Origin of the sequence: Agromyces mediolanus, assembly GCF_014648575.1 — a bacterium.
GTDB classification, from domain to species: Bacteria; Actinomycetota; Actinomycetes; order Actinomycetales; family Microbacteriaceae; genus Agromyces; species Agromyces mediolanus.
Genome location: NZ_BMRJ01000001.1, coordinates 1,753,853 through 1,770,506, shown reverse-complemented (window position 1 = coordinate 1,770,506; position 16,654 = coordinate 1,753,853). Strand labels below are relative to the sequence as shown.

Genomic DNA, 16,654 nt, shown 5'->3' with positions numbered 1-16,654 from the left:
GATTACTTCGCCTCCGCCTCGGTCACGGCCTGTTCGAGATCCCACGGGCTCGAGAGCGTGCCGCGGATCGCGGTCGCCGCCGCCACGAGCGGGGAGACCAGATGGGTGCGGCCGCCCTTGCCCTGCCGGCCCTCGAAGTTGCGGTTCGAGGTCGACGCGCAGCGCTCCCCCGGGGCGAGCTGGTCGGGGTTCATGCCGAGGCACATCGAGCAGCCGGCGAAGCGCCACTCGGCGCCGAAGGCCTCGAAGACCTTGTCGAGCCCCTCGGCCTCGGCCTCGAGGCGCACCCGCGCGGAGCCGGGGACGACCATGACGCGCACGCCGTCGGCCTTCCGCTTGCCGGCGACGATCGACGCGAAGGCCCGCAGGTCCTCGATGCGGCTGTTGGTGCAGGAGCCCATGAAGACCGCGTCGACCTTGATCTCCTTGAGCGGCACGCCGGGGCGGAGGTCCATGTACTCGAGCGCCCGCTCGGCGGCGGCGCGCTCGTGCTGGTCGTCGATCGTGGCGGGGTCGGGCACGGTGTCGGAGAGCGAGACGCCCTGGCCGGGGTTGGTGCCCCAGGTGACGAAGGGCTCGAGCGCGTCGGCGTCGATGAAGACCTCGGCGTCGAACTCGGCGCCCTCGTCGCTCGGCAGCGTCTTCCAGTACTCGACCGCGGCGTCCCAGTCCTCGCCCTCGGGCGCGTGCGCGCGACCCTTCAGGTAGGCGAAGGTGGTCTCGTCGGGTGCGACCATGCCGGCGCGGGCCCCGGCCTCGATCGACATGTTGCAGATCGTCATCCGGCCGTCCATCGACAGCGCGCGGATGGCGCTGCCCCGGTACTCGAGCACGTAGCCCTGGCCGCCGCCGGTGCCGATCTTCGCGATCACCGCGAGGATGATGTCCTTCGCCGTGACCCCGGGGCGCAGCGTGCCCTCGACGTTGATCGCCATCGTCTTGAACGGCTTCAGCGGCAGCGTCTGCGTCGCGAGCACGTGCTCGACCTCGCTCGTGCCGATGCCGAACGCCATCGCGCCGAACGCGCCGTGCGTCGAGGTGTGCGAGTCGCCGCAGACGACGGTGATGCCCGGCATCGTGAGGCCGAGCTGCGGGCCCACGACGTGGACGATGCCCTGCTCCTTGTCGCCGAGCGAGTGCAGGCGGATGCCGAACTCGGCCGCGTTGCGACGCAGCGTCTCGATCTGGGTGCGGCTCGTCAGATCGGCGATGGGCTTGTCGATGTCGAGCGTCGGGGTGTTGTGGTCCTCGGTCGCGATCGTGAGGTCGGGGCGGCGCACGGGCCGCCCGGCCATCCGCAGCCCGTCGAAGGCCTGCGGGCTCGTCACCTCGTGCACCAGGTGCAGGTCGATGTAGATGAGATCGGGGGTGCCGTCCTCGCCCTGCTTGACGAGGTGGTCGTCCCACACCTTCTCGGCGAGGGTGCGGGGGCGTTCGCTTGACGCGGTCATGCGGTGGTCATCCTTCGGTTCTGCTCTGAATCAGCCGTCGACGGACTCCGCGGCGGGGAAGGGCCTAGAACGAGGCCCCGCCGCGGCACCGAAGCAGAAGTCGCCGTGCACGCACCCTGACAGATTACACGTTCGGCGAGGGCAGTCTCGCCACGAGCAGCCGCAGGCGGCCGAGCACGAGCACCTCGCCGTCGCCCACGAGTCCCGTCGCGCCCGGTGCGAGCTCCTCCGGCTCGGCGCCCGCGCGTTCGATGCGGACGCCGTTCGTGGAGTGCAGGTCGGTGACCGCGAGCGCCTCCCCCGCCGGGACGGCGAGCGCGTGCGTCTTCGACACGGTCCGGCTCGCATCGTCGATCGGCACCGCCGCCCGAGCGCCCTCGGCATCCTCGACGCGGGGCGCCCGGCCGAGGACCGAGGGGCCCGTGATGACCGCGTCGACGCCGCCGGAGGCGACGAGGCGCCAGCGCACCCGCTCGCCGGTGACCTCGTACGCCGGGTCGAGCGGCGGCGGGACCTGCACGACCGGCCCGGCGGGCGTCGGCACGAGCGGGGGCGGCCCGCTCCGCCCCGGCGCGAACGAGGGCAGCGTGCGCTCGACCGGCTTGGCGGCGCGCTCGGGGGCGGCCGGCGGCTCGCCGGGCACGAGGCCCGGCGGCGGCACGATGAAGTCGGACCCGTCCACGCCGCAAGCCTAGCGGCGGCCGCGCCGCTTCCGGCGTCTCGCGTAGCGGTACCGGCTCACGATCCTCCGGACCCGACCGGCCGCGGCCGTCGCGGCGGCGGCCACGGCATCCGCTTCCGTCCAGCGCTGGGTCGCCACCGCCTCGTCGAGCTCCCGGCCCTCGAAGACGTCGCGGTCGACCGATGCCGCGAGGGTCGCGAGCGACTCGGCGCCCGCGAGCCCCTGCTCGCTCGACTGCCCGGCGAGTGCGGCCGCCGTCTGCAGGCGGGTGGCCCGCTCCGGGGGCTCGAGCCCCAGTTCCGCGTAGCGGTCGACGAGCTCGTCCCACGCACCGGCCGAGCTGCGATCGGGCCGTTCCCGGAGCCGACGCGCCCGCCGCCGGCGCTTCGCGAGCGCGACGAACAGGAGCGGGAGGAAGACGATCGCGAGCGGGATGCCGAGCGAACCGGCGAGCACCCACACCCAGCCCGGCACCTCGAAGGGGTGGTCCCGCTTCTCGTCCTCGGTGTCGTCGATCTCCACCGTCGTCAGCAGCTCGTCGTCGGTGGCCTCGTTGCGCGGCGGCTGGCGCACCTGCGGCTGCGGCTCGCTCTTCGGCCGCGGCGTCTGCTCCTGCGGCACGTCCACCTGGTCGGGGGTCGGCCGGAAGCTCACCCAGCCGACGCCCTCGAACGGGACCTCGACCCAGGCGGTGACGTCCTCACCGCGGACCTCGACCTCGTCGGCACCCTCCTGGACCTCGGGCGCGAAGCCCATCACGACCCGGGCCGGGTAGCCCAGGTGCCGCACCATGAGCGCCATCGCGGCGGCGTACTGCTCCTCGTCGCCCACCATCTGGGAGCGGGTGAACAGCTCGATGAGCCGGTCGGCGCCGTGCCCGGCGCGCGAGGCGACCGAGTCCGAGGCGAGCCCGTGGCTCAGGAAGCCGTTCGTCTTCAGGCCGGTCTCGATGGCGCGGATCCGGCCGATCGCACTCTCCTCCTCGCCCGCGTACTCCTCCGCCTTCGCGGCGACGACGTCGGGGAGCTGATCGACGGGCGGCAGCTCGAGGCGCGCCACCGGCACATCGACGAGCGACTCGGGGTCGGGCTGGAGCTGGGTGCGCGCGTCGAGTTCGTAGCGGCCGCCGACCGGGAACCCGCTCGTCAGCACCGCGGTGCCCGCGTCGGCGTTGTACCGGAGGTCGCCCGCGCGGGCGGCGGTGGCGCCGTCGAGGAGCTGCAGCCGCTCGCCGTACCCCACGGTCGGCAGCCAGACGTCGTGGTAGCCGAGCGACTCGACCTCGATGCGGCGTTCGCCGCCGAGGTCTGCGAGCGCGGGCTCGGGGAGCGTCGCGCCGACGATCGCATAGCCGCCGTCGATCGCCGACTCGGGTCCGGCCACCGTGAAGAGCCGGCCGGTGTAGGCGTCCATCGACGCGAGCCGGAGCACATCGCCGGGCTCGAGCCCCCTGACCCGCAGCACGGGCTCCTCGGCGAGGTCCTTCGTGTAGCTGCGGAAGCCGGCGAGCGGGCTCGAGAACTCCCGGGCGTCGAACGGCGGCACGATCTCGTCGCGCAGCACGAACCGCTCCGCCGCGGTCGGCGCGAACGCGAGTCCGGCGACGGTGCCGACCACGACCGCCCCGCCGACGACCGCACCGGCTCCCCCGATGCGGCGGAGCAGCGTGCCGCCGTCGGCGCCGCCCTGTTCGATGCCGGAGCGGCGGCGCCACGCCAGCCAGAGGAGCGCGATCGCACCGAAGGCGACCCCGCGCACCGCGGCGAGGAAGGCCTCGTCCGTGCCGAGGAGGATGCCCGAGAGATAGAGCAGCACGGGCCCGATGAGCAGAACGGCCGCGCGGAGCACCGTCCGGCGCGCAGGCAGCCAGCGCAGGACGAGCAGCCCGCCGACGAGCGAGACGAGCCAGGTCGCGACGTACGGCACCGCGGCGACGTAGTAGGGCGCCTCGACGGGAGCCGCGATCGTCACGAGGTCGGCCCAGCCGTAGACCGCGCCGATCGCGAGGCCGGCGAGCGAGTCGAGGCTCGGCAGCACCACGGCGATCCCCTGACCGGGCATCGCGAACGGCGTACCGAGCAGGAAGTAGGCGGCCAGCGCGAGCAGCACGGTGTTCAGCACCCCGAGGCGCAGCACCGAGCCGAGCAGGGCGGCGCCGGTGCCGACCACGAGGCCGCCGACGGCCGCGAGCAGGAAGTCCATTCCGCCGAAGCTCGTCTCGTACCCCGCCACCGCGAGCAGGCACAGCGCGGCGAGGACGCCGAGGTCGACGAGCTGGGTGCTCGTGACCCCGCCGGCCGACGGCCGCCGCTCGGGCGAGGCGGGCGCGAGGATCGGCTGCGATGCGGTCATGGCCGGACCCTCCGCATCACCGCGGCGAGCTCGCCGAGATCGCCGATCGTGGCGACCGTGCTCCGGCCGACCTTCGCGATGCGCGACTCGGCGCCGCGCTGCACCCGGATCGCGACGAGCGGCATCTCCGGCGGCAGCACCGTCTGCACGGCGCGCACCTCGCTGAGCGGCTGGGCGCCGCCCGTGACGAGCACCACGACGCTCGCGGCGGGCGCCAGGCGGATGCGGTCCCGGACCAGTTCGCGCAGTCCGCCGAGCGCCGGACCGCCGCGGCGGGCGTAGGGCTGGATGCGGCAGCTGTCGTCGAGCAGGCTCGTCGTGCTCGTCGTACGCAGCCGCATCCGCTCGGTGGCGCAGACCGTCTTCGTGGCGTCCTTGATCAGCTGCACGGCGATCGACGCGAACACCGAGACCCCGAGCTCGAACTCCGCCTCGTCGTCGTAGTGCGATTCCTCGGTCGACTGCAGCAGGACGAGTTCGGAGCGTCGGGTCTCCTCGTACTGGCGCACCATCAGCCGGCCCGTGCGGGCCGAGCTGCGCCAGTGCACGTTCCGCAGCGGATCCCCGGGCTCATACGCGCGGAGGGCGTGGAACGAGAGGTCGTGGTCGGTGATGACCTTCGTGACTTCGCCCTCGAGGTCGCGGACGAGGCCCGCCGCCGAGGGCCGGAGCCTGGCGGTGACCGGGTGCACGAAGAGCTCGACCGGGTCGTTCCAGCGCACGGTGCGGCGGAGCAGGCCGAGCTCGTCGCCCCGGACGGAGATCGCCGGGCCGGCGACGATCACGGCGCGGCGATTGGTCGGCACCGCGAAGAGCTCCTCGTGCCCGGCGCGCGGCTCCAGCGAGGGGATGCGGAACACCGCCGAGCCCGCACCCACCGGCAGCTCGATCCGGGAGGAGACCGACTTCGCGGTGCCGTCGTTCACGACGCCGAGCCGGCCCAGCGCGCGTTCCCCGGCGACGACGCGTCGCGGCTCGAGCTCGACGCCGACGCGATAGCGCAGTCGACCGAACACGAAGGGCACGGCGAGCAGGAGCGCGCCGGCGAGGGTGGCCGCGAGGAACGCGAACTCCACCCAGTCGAAGACGACGGCGACGAGGGCGGACACGAGCGCCGCGACGAGCACGAGCCATCCGGTCGTCGAGACGAGGCTCGTCGCCGGCCGCGCGAACGCCGCGACCGCGCGCCAGGCCCCCGCGATCCGCGTGCCGAGCTCCCCGCCCGTGCGCGCGAGCGAGCGCCCGACGGCCTGGAAGGCCAGTCGGGACTGCGAGGGCTGCGGCGCGGTGCCGGCGTCGCCCGTCATGCCGCCCGGTAGGCGGGCGGGGCCACGTCCGCCAGCGCGCGGGCGACGATGTCGTTCGCGGTCACGCCGGTGAACTCCGCCTCGGGGTCGACGATGATGCGGTGCGCGAGCACGGGCACCGCGAGCTCGCGGATGTCGTCCGGGGTGACGTAGCCGCGCCCCTGCGCGATCGCCCAGGTCTTCGCCGCGCGGGCGAGCGCGAGGGCGCCGCGCATGCTGACGCCGAGCGCGGCATCCGGGTGCTCCCGCGTCGCCGTGACGACCTCGTTCAGGTAGGACACGACCGACTCGTCGACGTACACCTCGGCGGCCAGCGCCGCCATCGCGGAGATCGAGCTCGCGGCGATGATCGGCGTGATGCCGTCGGCGCGGGCCCGGTTCGCCGAGTCGAGCAGCACGGCGACGGCCGCGGCGTGATCGGGATAGCCGAGCGAGGTCTTGATGAGGAAGCGGTCGAGCTGCGCCTCGGGGAGGGCGTAGGTGCCCGCCTGCTCGACCGGGTTCTGCGTGGCGATGACCATGAAGGGCCGCTCGACCTCGTACCCGACGCCGTCGACGGTGACGCGGCCCTCCTCCATCACCTCGAGCAGCGCGGACTGCGTCTTCGGGCTGGCCCGGTTGATCTCGTCCGCGAGCACGACCGAGGCGAAGATCGGACCGCGGTGGAACTCGAAGCGCCCCTTCGTCTGGTCGAAGATCGTGACGCCCGTGACGTCGGAGGGCAGCAGATCGGGCGTGAACTGGATGCGCGAGTTCGTGCCGTCGAGCGTGTTCGCGAGCGCCTTCGCGAGCACGGTCTTGCCGGTGCCCGGCACGTCCTCGAGCAGCACGTGCCCCTCGGAGAGCATCGCGGTCAGCACGAGCGCGATGATGTCGCGCTTGCCCAGGATAGCCCGGTCGATGTTCTCGACCAGGCGCCCGAAGGCGTCGCGGAACCACTCCGCCTGCTCCTGCGTCACTGCCATGTCGTTCGTTCCTCCACGGTCGAAATCATCAGAGTGCGCCCCAGTTCGCGACGCTGCTGTAGAAGGTGCCGCCCGGCCCCTGGAAGCGGATGCGCACGGCCGGGAACTCCGCCGGGTTCACCTCGCCCAGGTAGCTCAGCGTCTGGAAGGTGCCGCCGGTGCCGAGGTTCACGTTCATCGGCGACATCGAGGTCCAGCCGGCGCTCGTGCTCCAGTGCTTGTACTCCACGGTGACCGTGTACGAGCCCGGGGTGAAGTCGGAGTACCGGCCCGCGACGTAGCGGCAGCAGCCGCTGTCGCCGCCCTTGTAGACCGAGGCGCTCGGCGACGGCGGGGGCGGGTTGTTCACGGTCACCCGGTCGGAAGCGCCCGGTCCGGCGTTGTTGCCGCCGTTCACCGCGCGCACCTCGACGGTGTGCGTGCCCGCGCCCTGGTTCGGGAAGCTCGCCGCCCGGGCCGGCACGTCCTGCCAGCCGCCGCCGTCGAAGCGCACCTGGTACCTGAGCTGGCCACCGCCGTCCTCCGTCGGGGCGTTCCAGCTCGCGCGGACCGTCGTCGGGGCGTTGCCGTCGGCGGTCACCCGCACGCTCGTCGGTGCGCTCGGCGTGCCCCACGGGGTCACCGAGGCGGAGGCGTTGGAGTAGTCGCCGTCGCCCATCTTGTTGATCGCCCGCACCTGGAAGGTGTACGCCCGGCCGTTCGTGAGCCCGTCGATCACCTGGTTCTTGCCCGCGGCGTCCGCGCCGAACGCACGGGTCCCGCCCGCTCCGAGCACCTCGTAGCCGGTGATGGCGGCGTTGTTGTTCGCCGGCGCGCTCCACTTGATGGTCGCCCGGCCGTCACCGCCGCTGACGATCGCCGGGGCGCCCGGGGCATCCGGCACGTCGCGGACGACGACGGTCACCTGGCCCTGCGCCTGCCGGCTCGGGTCCTTCGTGCCGTCCTCGATGCGGTAGTTCACCGTGACCGTGCCGGTGAACGCGGAGCCGGTGCGGATCGTGACGTCCTCCGGGGTGAAGCTCGCCGTCGCGTTCGCGCCCACGCTCACGACTTCGGCGGCGACGACGCGGAGCGGCACGCCGTCCTGCGCGAAGGGGTTGAAGTCGTTCTCGAGCACCGGGACGGTGACCGAGCCGCCGCGCTGCACCTCGAGCTCGCCGGTGTTGGGGTCGGCCACCGCGCGCGGCTTCGCCCGCGTCGAGGAGACCACCTTCACGTCGACGTAGCCGGGCACCGTGAACTCGTTGAAGCCGAGCTGGAAGGAGAGCCTCGTCGATGCGCCCGGCTGCACGCCCAGCGGCGCCTGCATCCGGAGGGTCGCACCGTCGACGATCTCGGCCTGGATCTCCTGGGTCTGCCCGCTGAGCCCCGTGTAGCTCACCTTCGCGATGTTGTCGGGGTTCGGCTGATCGGTCATCTGGCGCAGGTCGATCTCGAGCGGCGCCTCGCCGGCCTCGATCGTCTCGTTCCGCGGCGTGAAGGTCGGCGCGACGTCGTTGAAGCCGGGATCGCCGACGGTCACCGGGAAGCTCAGGATGGCGCGGCGGCCCACCGGGTCGTCGGCCCCCTTGCCGTCGGTGACCTCGAAGGTGACGGTCGCGGGACCGCGATAATCGGTGGCCGGCTGGAACCGCAGCTCGGTGCCGCTCTGCATGACGTCGGAGCGCGAGTTCGTCGCGGAGGCGGAGAGCACGGTCGCGGGCTGGCCCGACGGCACCTCGACGAGCTGGGAGACGCTCCACTCGATGCTGCCGTTCATCGGCACGACGATCTCGCCGAGGTTCTTCAGGTACGGCGCGGGGAACTTCGCGCGCTCCTCCGCGGCGATCTCCTCCGGCGTCTTCGGCCGCTGCGTCTCCTCGGGCACCGCGTCGCCGTCCGGCACGGGCGGCACGATGACGAAGGCCATCGCCGACAGCTCGTCGAGCTCGTTCGTGAGCCGGAACGCGACCGCGTAGCGCTCGCGGCCGGGCCGGACGGAGATCGTGCCGTCGGCGGCGACCTCGGCGCGGTTCGCGTTCGGGCCCTCGACTGAGACGACGAGGTCCTCGACCAGGCCGCCCGGGTTGGTCGCGTCCTTCAGCGGATCGACGACGGCGTCCTCGCCCGCGACGAGCCGCTCGGGCTCGAGCACCTGGTCTTCCGCGGTCGGCGGGTCGATGACGGCGTCCTCGCTGACCGCGAGCTGCAGGAACGCGGTGTCGGTGCCGCCGTGGCCGTTCGAGATCGCGTAGCGGATCGTGTAGGCGCCCTCGCCCTCCGGGGCGGTGACCACGATCCGGCGCCGGTCGCGGATCTCGGCCTCGATGCCCTCGTCGATCTCGGGCAGCTCGGCGACGTGCAGGCTGTACCCGCTCGGATCGGAGTCGTTCAGCAGCACGTCGACGCCGACCGTCCGGCCCGGCTTCATCTCGATCGCATCGTCGACGGCGTTCGGCGGCGCCTGCACCTCGGGACGCGGGATGACCCCGATCCGGATCGTGCCGACGGCCTGTTCGCCCTTCGTGTCCTGCAGCACGTAGCGGAACTCGTCGGTGCCGCTGCCGCCCGCGAAGGCCTGGTACGTGAAGGAGGTGCTGGTGCGCTCGAGGATCCGCCCGAGCGCGGGCGCCTGGTCGATCCCGGTCAGGACGACGGAGTCGCCGTCGGGGTCGATGCCGTCGAGCGGAACGTCGATCGTCACCGCCGAGCCCGCGAAGGTGCGGGAGGTGAGCGGCGTCGGCAGCGGGGCGCGGTTCTCGGCGTCCGTGCCGACCACGGTGAACGTGACCGTCGCACGGGCGATCTGCTCGTAGTCGTCGGTGATCGTGTACACGACGGTGTGCACGCCGGCCTCGCGCGGCGCCTGGAAACGCAGCTGCTCGCCGTCGGTGAACGCGAGGACTCCCGGCGCACCGCTGAGGTCGAGCTCGGGATCGAGGTGCAGCGGCGCGGCATCCGGGTGGTAGTCGTTGGCCAGCACGGGCACGGTGACGATGTCGCCGGCCCGGACGATCGCGGAGTCGTCGAGCGCGACCGGCGGCTGGTGCTTCACGAGGGGCGGCACCGGCACGACGGTCACCGTCGACGTCGCCGTGTTGACCCCGTCGGAGACGGTGTAGGAGAACTGCAGCTGGCGGTCCAGCGCCTCGGAGGCGCTCACCCGGGCGACGGTGTTCGTGAGGAGCTCGACCGAGACGAGGTCGTCGGTGCCGGAGTCGTCGATCGACTGCACCGCGAGCACCCGGCCCGACGGCGAGACGTCGTTCGCGAGCACCGACACCGAGGTCGGCTCCCCGGGGCGCAGATAGGCCGTGTCCTTGACGGCGATCGGCGGCGGCGCGTCGGCCGGCGGCTCGACGACCTGCACCCGGATGAGCCCGACGCTCACGTTCGCGCCGGCGCCGAGGTCGTACAGGAAGACGTACTCCCCCGGCGTGTTGCTCGAGAACGCGATCGTGCCGCGCTCGGGGTTCGGGGTGACCGTCGCCCGCTCCGGCGGCTCGGGGACGCCGAGCAGCTCGACCGGTGCGCCGGAGGGCGAGAGGTCGTTGAGCAGGGGTTCGATCAGCACGTTCTCGCCCACGAAGGCCTGCGCGAAATCGGGTGTGCCGATGGGGTTCAGCTCGCCCGCCGGTTTCACGTCCACGGTGAACTTCCCCGTCGAGGCGGTGCGCCCGTCGGAGACCGTGTAGGCGACCTCCTTGAGCCCGAGCTCGGCGGACTTGTGCTCGAAGGTCACGAAGCCGTCCGGGCTGGCGCGGACGACGTCGCCGCTCGTCGGTGATGCGTCGACGAGGAAGAGGTCGTCGCCGTCGGGATCGGTCCAGTCCGCGAGCAGGTTGTAGGAGATCTGCTGGCCCTGCTCGACGCTCGTGGCGCCGTTCCGGAGCGGAGCGGGCGGCTGGTTCTCACTGTCGGGGACGATGCGCAGGTTCACGTTCGCCTCGGCGACGCCGCCGCGCCCGTCGTCGGCGGTGTACCGGAAGCTGACCGTGCCCGCGGCGCCCTCCACGGGCGTGAACTGGAGCGCGCGACCGCCGTCGATGAGGTCGAGCCGGCCCGCGGCCTCGGCGATCTCGCTCGTGCGCGCGACCGTGAGGACGTCGCCGTCGGGGTCGGTGTCGTTCGCGAGCACGTCGACGATGGTGGTGCGACCCGGTCGGACGCCGAAGTCGTCGTCGCGCGCGACGGGCGGGCGGTTCTGCTCGGTCCGCTCGGCGAGCGTGTCCTCGAAGGTCTGCTGGGCGCTCTTCTCGTCGCCCTCGAGCTCGTCGGTCTCTTCGGGCGGCGTCACCTCTTCCCAGTTGTCGACGAGCCGGAGCTCGGAGTCGAGCAGCCAGGCGTCGCCGTTCGCGAGGTTGTTCAGCACCACGACGTCGCGGTTCACCCGGAACTCGAGCCGGCCGCCCGCCGTGGACTGCTCGAGGTCGACGCCGCGCGGCTTCTCGCCGTCGCAGACGGCGAGGTACCGACCGGACTCCGCCCAGGCGCCGTGCACGCAGCTGCCGACGCGGACCGGCGCCGCGACGCTCGAGAGCTTCTCGGTGGCGGGCGCGCCCTCGCGCGCCACCTCGCGCACCTCACCGCCGCCGAGCGGCGCGAACAGCAGGGCATCGTCCGTCGCGATGACCGCCTCGGATGCCTCGGGGCCCGACTGCTGCAAGCGCAACGCTCCCTCGGGCAGCTCGATCCGACGACCGTCGACGATGAGTTCGCCGCGCTCGCGCTCGAGGACGACGGCCCGTTCGCCGACGGCGGCGAGTTCGTGGTCGCCGAGCTCGCCGATCTCCCGCACGGCGGGCGTCTCGGAACCGCGCTCGATCGAGAGCAGCTCGCCGGCCTTCGGGTCGCTGGCGAAGATCGTGCCCCGCTCGCTCACCGCGACGTCGGCGCCGGCGCCGAGCTCGGCGAGCGGTTCGGTGCCCCGCCAGTCGAAGGACAGCGTCCCGCCGGCCGGGACGGCCCAGAGCTCGCCCTTCGGCGACAGCACCGCGAGAACGTCGCCGCCGTAGGCCACGGTCGACGCGGGCGGAACATCGATCCGCTCCACGAGCGTCGTGAACGCGGGGTCGATCCGCTCGAGCGATCCGACGGAGGGGTCGTAGGCGAAGGCGTCGAGACCGTGCTGGAGCACGTCGGTCTCGCTCGCGGCCGTGGCGACGGCGGCATCGAGCTCGTCGATCTGCCGATTGAGCCGGCCGATCTGGAGCTCCTCGGCGTTCGTCACCCAGACCTCGCGCACTCGGAGGTCGGGATCGGTCACGGGAAAGCCCTGATGGAGGACCGCGAATCCGACCGGCACGCCTGCGAGGACCGCGAGCGCGGTCGCCGTGGCGATCGTGCGGCGGCGGGCGCCGAAGAACCCCATAGCGCTCCCCCCTCGGTGCCGTCGTCGGGTCGTCGTCGAAGGCCCGGTCTCCTCAGACGGAGCGTGCCGGGCCGCGCATCAACCTAACACGCAGGGAGGGGCCCCCCAAACGGGGAGGACTCCCCATGCCCCGTCGACCTGAGGCTCGGCTCAGGCCTCCGCGGCCCGCGCGCCGTCCGACTCCTCGCGCGCCCGATCGAGCAAGGGGAGTTCGTCGGCGCTCACGAGCCGGGTGGCCACCGCGTACTCGACCAGGCGCGCGCGACGGTTCGTCGCGAGCTTGCCCCGGCCGCCGCGGAGCCCCTCCACGCCGATCTTGTCGAGCTTCTCGCACACGTTGTCGAGCTTGCGGTTGAAGGTCGTCATGCTCCAGCCGATCCGTTCGGCCGCCTCGGCCGAGCTCGGCACGGTCGCCCGGCCCGCGGGCTGCACGAGCACCTGCTCGGACAGCGCGAGCACCAGGAGCCGCTGGCTCGGCGTCAGCGTCACCGGCATGATGGTCGTGCCCGCGGTGGAGATCTCGGCGGTCAGCGAAGTGTTGTAGAAGTCGTCCTCCGCGTGCACCGTGAAGTCGTAGGCGGTCGATCCGGCGCTGAACATGACGTGCATCGTCTGGAAGACGATCGGCAGGCGGGCCCCCGGCGCGAGCCACGCCTGCACGCTCCCCGTCGCGTCCGACACGGTCGCGGACAGCAGCTGACCGACGTTGTCGAGCCACCACAGCCCGTACTCCGCCCGGAGCGTCAGGAACACCCGGTGCAGGTACGGGTTCTCGTCGATCACGAGGTCCGCCTCCCGGCCGATGCCGAAGGGCACGCCCTCCTCGACCGTGTACCACTCCCCGCAGAACTCGATCCGCAACGGCCTCATGGTGTGCACCCCCGCACGCGCTCGCTCGTCTTGCTCCCCCGCTGCACCTGCACGTCGATGCAGACGTTCTGCCCCGGCGCCACCGGCGCCACGACGATCTCTGGGCCGTCGGCCACCGCCGTCGTCCCCGAGCCGTCCGCCGGCGCCCAGCGGTACCGGTCCCCGTCCGCGGCATCCTTATGCGAGACGCGGAACGTGACCGAGGTGCCGTCGGCCGAGGCCACGCCCGGCTCGATCACGGGCGACGGCACCTGCGCACCGGCGATCGCGTCCTCGGTGTCGGCCACCGGCGGCCGGCTGGCCTCGGGCGGCCCCGCGAGCTGCCCCGACAGGGCCACCGCGATGCCGACCGCCGCCACCACGACGAGCGTGGCCGCGATGCCGATGATCAGTCCGAGGCGCGAGCGTCGTCGCTCGGCGGGCGGCGTCGCCTTCGCCGCCGGCGTCGAGGCCTCGACCGGCTGCGGGCTCGGCTGGGCGGGCACCTGACGGGGCCGCACGAGCGTCTGCTCCTCCGCCGGTCGCGGGACGGCCGCCACCGGAGCAGCGGGCGGCGGGGCCTGGGCCGTCACCGTCACGGGCCCCCGCGCCCGCGTCGCGTCCGCGTCCGGTGCTGGAGGCTGGGCCTGAATGGAGGCGACCCTGGCGCGGGTCGCGTCGGCGGCGTCGTCCGGCTCGGGCTCCGCTTCGGCCGGCGCGGCGAGCAGTTGCGTCGGCACCTCGATCGCCGTCGCCGCGTACCCGAGCTCGAGCTCGACCCGCTGCAGCGCCCGCGCGAACTCGACGGCGCTCGCGTACCGATCGTCGCGGCGGACCGCCATACCCCGACGGAGGACGCTCTGCAGGCTCGGCGGCACGTCGTCCCGGTCCATCGGCGTGATGGCCCCGCGCTCGATGCGACCGATCAGGTCGAGCGAACCGTTCGACCGCCCCGGCAGCTCGAACGGCGAGCGCCCGGCCAGCAGCGTATGCACGGTCGCGGCCAGCGCGTAGACGTCGCTCCGCGTATCGGGGCGCGGGTCGTCGTCGAACATCTCGGGCGGCGACCAGGGCACGCTGAGCCCGATGGCGGACTGCCCGCCGCCGGTCGATCCGCCGTCGCCGCCACCGCCGAGGAAGGTCATCGTGTGCACCGGCAGTTCGCCCTCCAGGGTGGAGGAGATGCCGAAGTCGGTCAGCGCCGGCCAGCCGTAGTCGTTCGTCAGCACGTTGGCGGGCTTGATGTCGCGGTGCAGGATGCCGGCGGCGTGCGCGGTCGCGACGGCGCTCGCGAGCCGTATGCCGGTGCGCAGCGCCGCGTCGACCTGGAAGGGCTCGCGCTTGAGCTGGGCGGCCAGGCTCGGGCCGGAGCAGTACTCCATCACGAAGTACGGGCGTCCGTCCGCGGCCACGTCGGCGTGGAAGATCGTGACGATGTAGGGGTGGGCGGAGAGCTGCGCCATGAGGTTCGCCTCGGCGACGAACTGCGCCCGGGTATCGCGGGAGAGCTCCTCCGCGACGAGCACCTTCACGGCGACCCGGCGGCGGGGCAGGCGCTGCTCGTAGAGGAACACGTCGGCGAACCCGCCCGAGCCGAGCAGGTCGACGTACTGGTAGCCGGGGAGCTCCGGCGGGGCGCTGGGCGGACGGCGCATCAGCCCGCCACCACGCGCATCGTGCAACCGCCCCCGAGGTCGATCACGGTCCCGGCGAGCACGGGCGTGGGCTCTCCGGCGCGCAGCTTGACCGGCGCTCGATCGGGCTGCACCACGGTCGTGCCGTTCCTCGACTGGAGGTCGGTGACGACGACGGTGCCGCCCTCGACCGTGAGCCGCAGGTGGGAGCGCGAGATGTCGGGGTCGCCGAGGCCGATCTGCACGAGCTTCGGCAGGGAGGATCCGCTCGAACGGCCGGCGCTCGGCGAACGGCCGAGCACAAGCTCGCCGATCAGCGGCTCCTCGCGTCCGTCGGCGAGCACGAGCCGCAGCGCGGGCGTCTCCGGCTCGGCCGCCGGGGCATCGGCGAGCGGGCCGGTCCCCCGCTCCCGGCGGAGGCGCTGCAGCTTCGTGACGGCGACGGTGAGCCCGTCGTGGTCCCCCGTCACCGGCGCCGCGGGAGTCGCGTCTCGCGCGCCCTGGCTCGCGGCCCCGGTCGCGATGACGATCGTCTCGTCGTCGGCGGGGACGAGCGTGTGCTCGGGCGCTGCCGGGCTCGCGGGCGCCTCGAGCGGTGCGGGCTCGGGCTCGGGCTCGGGCTCGGGCTCGGGCTCGGGCTCGGGCTCGGGCTCGGGCTCGGGGCCAGGCTCCACGGCATCCGCTGCGGCATCCGCTGGCGGGGACGCCGGAGCGTCCAGCGCGCCGCGACGGAGCGAACGGGCGGGGACCGCGCCCTCGACGAGGGGCAGGGGCGCTGCGCCGCTCGCCCGCGCGAAGGGGGCGAGCACCTCGTAGACCGCCTCGGCCTCGAGCGCCCGCTCGTGCCAGGTCGAGACGCCGGCCGCGGTCACGCTCTCGTCCGCGGTGCGCACCCGGAACCCGCCGCGGACGACGACCCGCAGTCGGCCGGGGACGGCGACCACGAGCGCGAACTCCGGCAGGGCGGTGATGCCGTCGCGCGCGAGCTCGCCGAGCACCGCCTCCACGGGGTCGGGGGCGCCGAGGGCGTCCCAGAGCCCCGGGTGCGCCTGCCAGGCGGCCGCGGGAAGGAGAATGGCCGCCTCGCCGCGCGCGGCGGCGAGCGTCTTCGCGGCGGAGTCGGGGATGTACTCGATCATGCCTCGCCCCTCCTGGGCAGCGTGTCCTCCGGGGCCGGTGCACGGTCCCTGGTCGTCTCCTCGTCGACCCCGTGGTGGCCGCTCTCCGCCTCGACGACGACGACCGTGACGTTGTCGCGGCCGCCGCGGGCGAGCGCCTGGTCGACGAGCTCGCCGGCGAGGCCGTGCGCGTGGCCGCGGCCGGTCGCGAGCACCTCGGCGATGGCGTGGTCGTCGAGTTCCTTGGTGAGGCCGTCGGAGCAGATGAGGAACACCTGGCGTCCCTCCGTGGGCAGCAGCCAGACGTCCGGCTCCACGGACTCCTCGGCGCCGAGCGCTCGGGTGATCACGTTCCGCTCCGGATGCCGCTCCGCCTCCGATTGGCGGATGACCCCGGCGTCCACGAGCTCCTGCACGGCGGAGTGGTCGACGCTCACCTGGCGGAGCCGACGGCCGTCCCAGGCGTAGACCCGCGAGTCGCCGACGTTGAAGGCCATCCAGCGGAGCCCGTCGTCCGCTCCCGCGTCCACGAGGGCCACCCCCGCGAGCGTCGTGCCTGCCACCGCCGTGCCGAGCTCGCCGTCGTCGCTGAGCGCGCGGACGGCCTCGTTCGAGGAGTGGATGGCGTCGAGGATCTGCTCCGGTGTCGACACGCGGCCGAACTCGAGGTGCCGCCGGAAGGTCTCGAGCACGGCCCGGCTCGCGGCATCGCCCTTCGCGTGCCCGCCCATGCCGTCGGCGACCAGGTAGACGGGGGCCTCGGCGAGGTAGGAGTCCTCGTTCACCTGCCGCACCCGACCGACGTCGCTCGACGCGCTGTGGGCGATCACCGCCCCGCCGTGCGGCAGTGCTGTGCGCCCCTCGTCGTCGATCGCCACGCTCGCCTCCCCTGGCCGGCTCGATCACGCCGGTCGCGGGCGAGCCGGAGACCACGCTACCAAGAGGA

10 protein-coding genes are annotated in these 16,654 nt (G+C 73.3%); all 10 read right to left on the bottom strand.

The window, feature by feature from the left end; translation table 11 throughout:
• Positions 1-2 precede the first annotated feature (2 nt).
• The 10 genes from leuC to IEY71_RS08340 all read right to left on the bottom strand — a co-directional run bounded on the left by leuC (position 3) and on the right by IEY71_RS08340 (position 16,586).
• Entirely contained in the window at positions 3-1,451 is a 1,449-nt protein-coding gene (gene leuC, locus IEY71_RS08385; protein WP_189084761.1) for a 3-isopropylmalate dehydratase large subunit, read from the bottom strand.
• A 124-nt stretch (positions 1,452-1,575) separates the two neighbouring features.
• The gene (locus IEY71_RS08380) at positions 1,576-2,133 is read right to left on the bottom strand and encodes an FHA domain-containing protein (protein ID WP_189084760.1); all 558 of its coding nucleotides are present in this window, start codon (positions 2,131-2,133) and stop codon (positions 1,576-1,578) included.
• A 9-nt stretch (positions 2,134-2,142) separates the two neighbouring features.
• Positions 2,143-4,485: a transglutaminase-like domain-containing protein gene (locus IEY71_RS08375; protein ID WP_189084759.1), complete on the bottom strand. Its 2,343-nt coding sequence runs from the start codon at positions 4,483-4,485 to the stop codon at positions 2,143-2,145.
• Entirely contained in the window at positions 4,482-5,792 is a 1,311-nt protein-coding gene (locus IEY71_RS08370) for a DUF58 domain-containing protein (protein ID WP_189084758.1), read from the bottom strand. The genes IEY71_RS08375 and IEY71_RS08370 overlap by 4 nt, the downstream gene beginning before the upstream one ends.
• Positions 5,789-6,757: an AAA family ATPase gene (locus tag IEY71_RS08365; RefSeq protein ID WP_189084757.1), complete on the bottom strand. Its 969-nt coding sequence runs from the start codon at positions 6,755-6,757 to the stop codon at positions 5,789-5,791. Before IEY71_RS08365 ends, IEY71_RS08370 begins: the two co-directional genes overlap by 4 nt.
• A 28-nt stretch (positions 6,758-6,785) precedes the next feature.
• Positions 6,786-12,107, bottom strand: coding sequence for an Ig-like domain-containing protein (locus IEY71_RS08360; RefSeq protein WP_189084756.1), 5,322 nt, complete (start codon positions 12,105-12,107; stop codon positions 6,786-6,788).
• Between the two features lie 150 nt (positions 12,108-12,257).
• The gene (locus tag IEY71_RS08355; RefSeq protein ID WP_189085140.1) at positions 12,258-12,977 is read right to left on the bottom strand and encodes a hypothetical protein; all 720 of its coding nucleotides are present in this window, start codon (positions 12,975-12,977) and stop codon (positions 12,258-12,260) included.
• Positions 12,974-14,611: a serine/threonine-protein kinase gene (locus IEY71_RS08350; RefSeq protein WP_189084755.1), complete on the bottom strand. Its 1,638-nt coding sequence runs from the start codon at positions 14,609-14,611 to the stop codon at positions 12,974-12,976. Before IEY71_RS08350 ends, IEY71_RS08355 begins: the two co-directional genes overlap by 4 nt.
• Entirely contained in the window at positions 14,611-15,729 is a 1,119-nt protein-coding gene (locus IEY71_RS08345; protein WP_189084754.1) for an FHA domain-containing protein, read from the bottom strand. Before IEY71_RS08345 ends, IEY71_RS08350 begins: the two co-directional genes overlap by 1 nt.
• Positions 15,726-16,586: a PP2C family protein-serine/threonine phosphatase gene (locus tag IEY71_RS08340; RefSeq protein ID WP_229781592.1), complete on the bottom strand. Its 861-nt coding sequence runs from the start codon at positions 16,584-16,586 to the stop codon at positions 15,726-15,728. The genes IEY71_RS08345 and IEY71_RS08340 overlap by 4 nt, the downstream gene beginning before the upstream one ends.
• Positions 16,587-16,654: the final 68 nt, after the last annotated feature.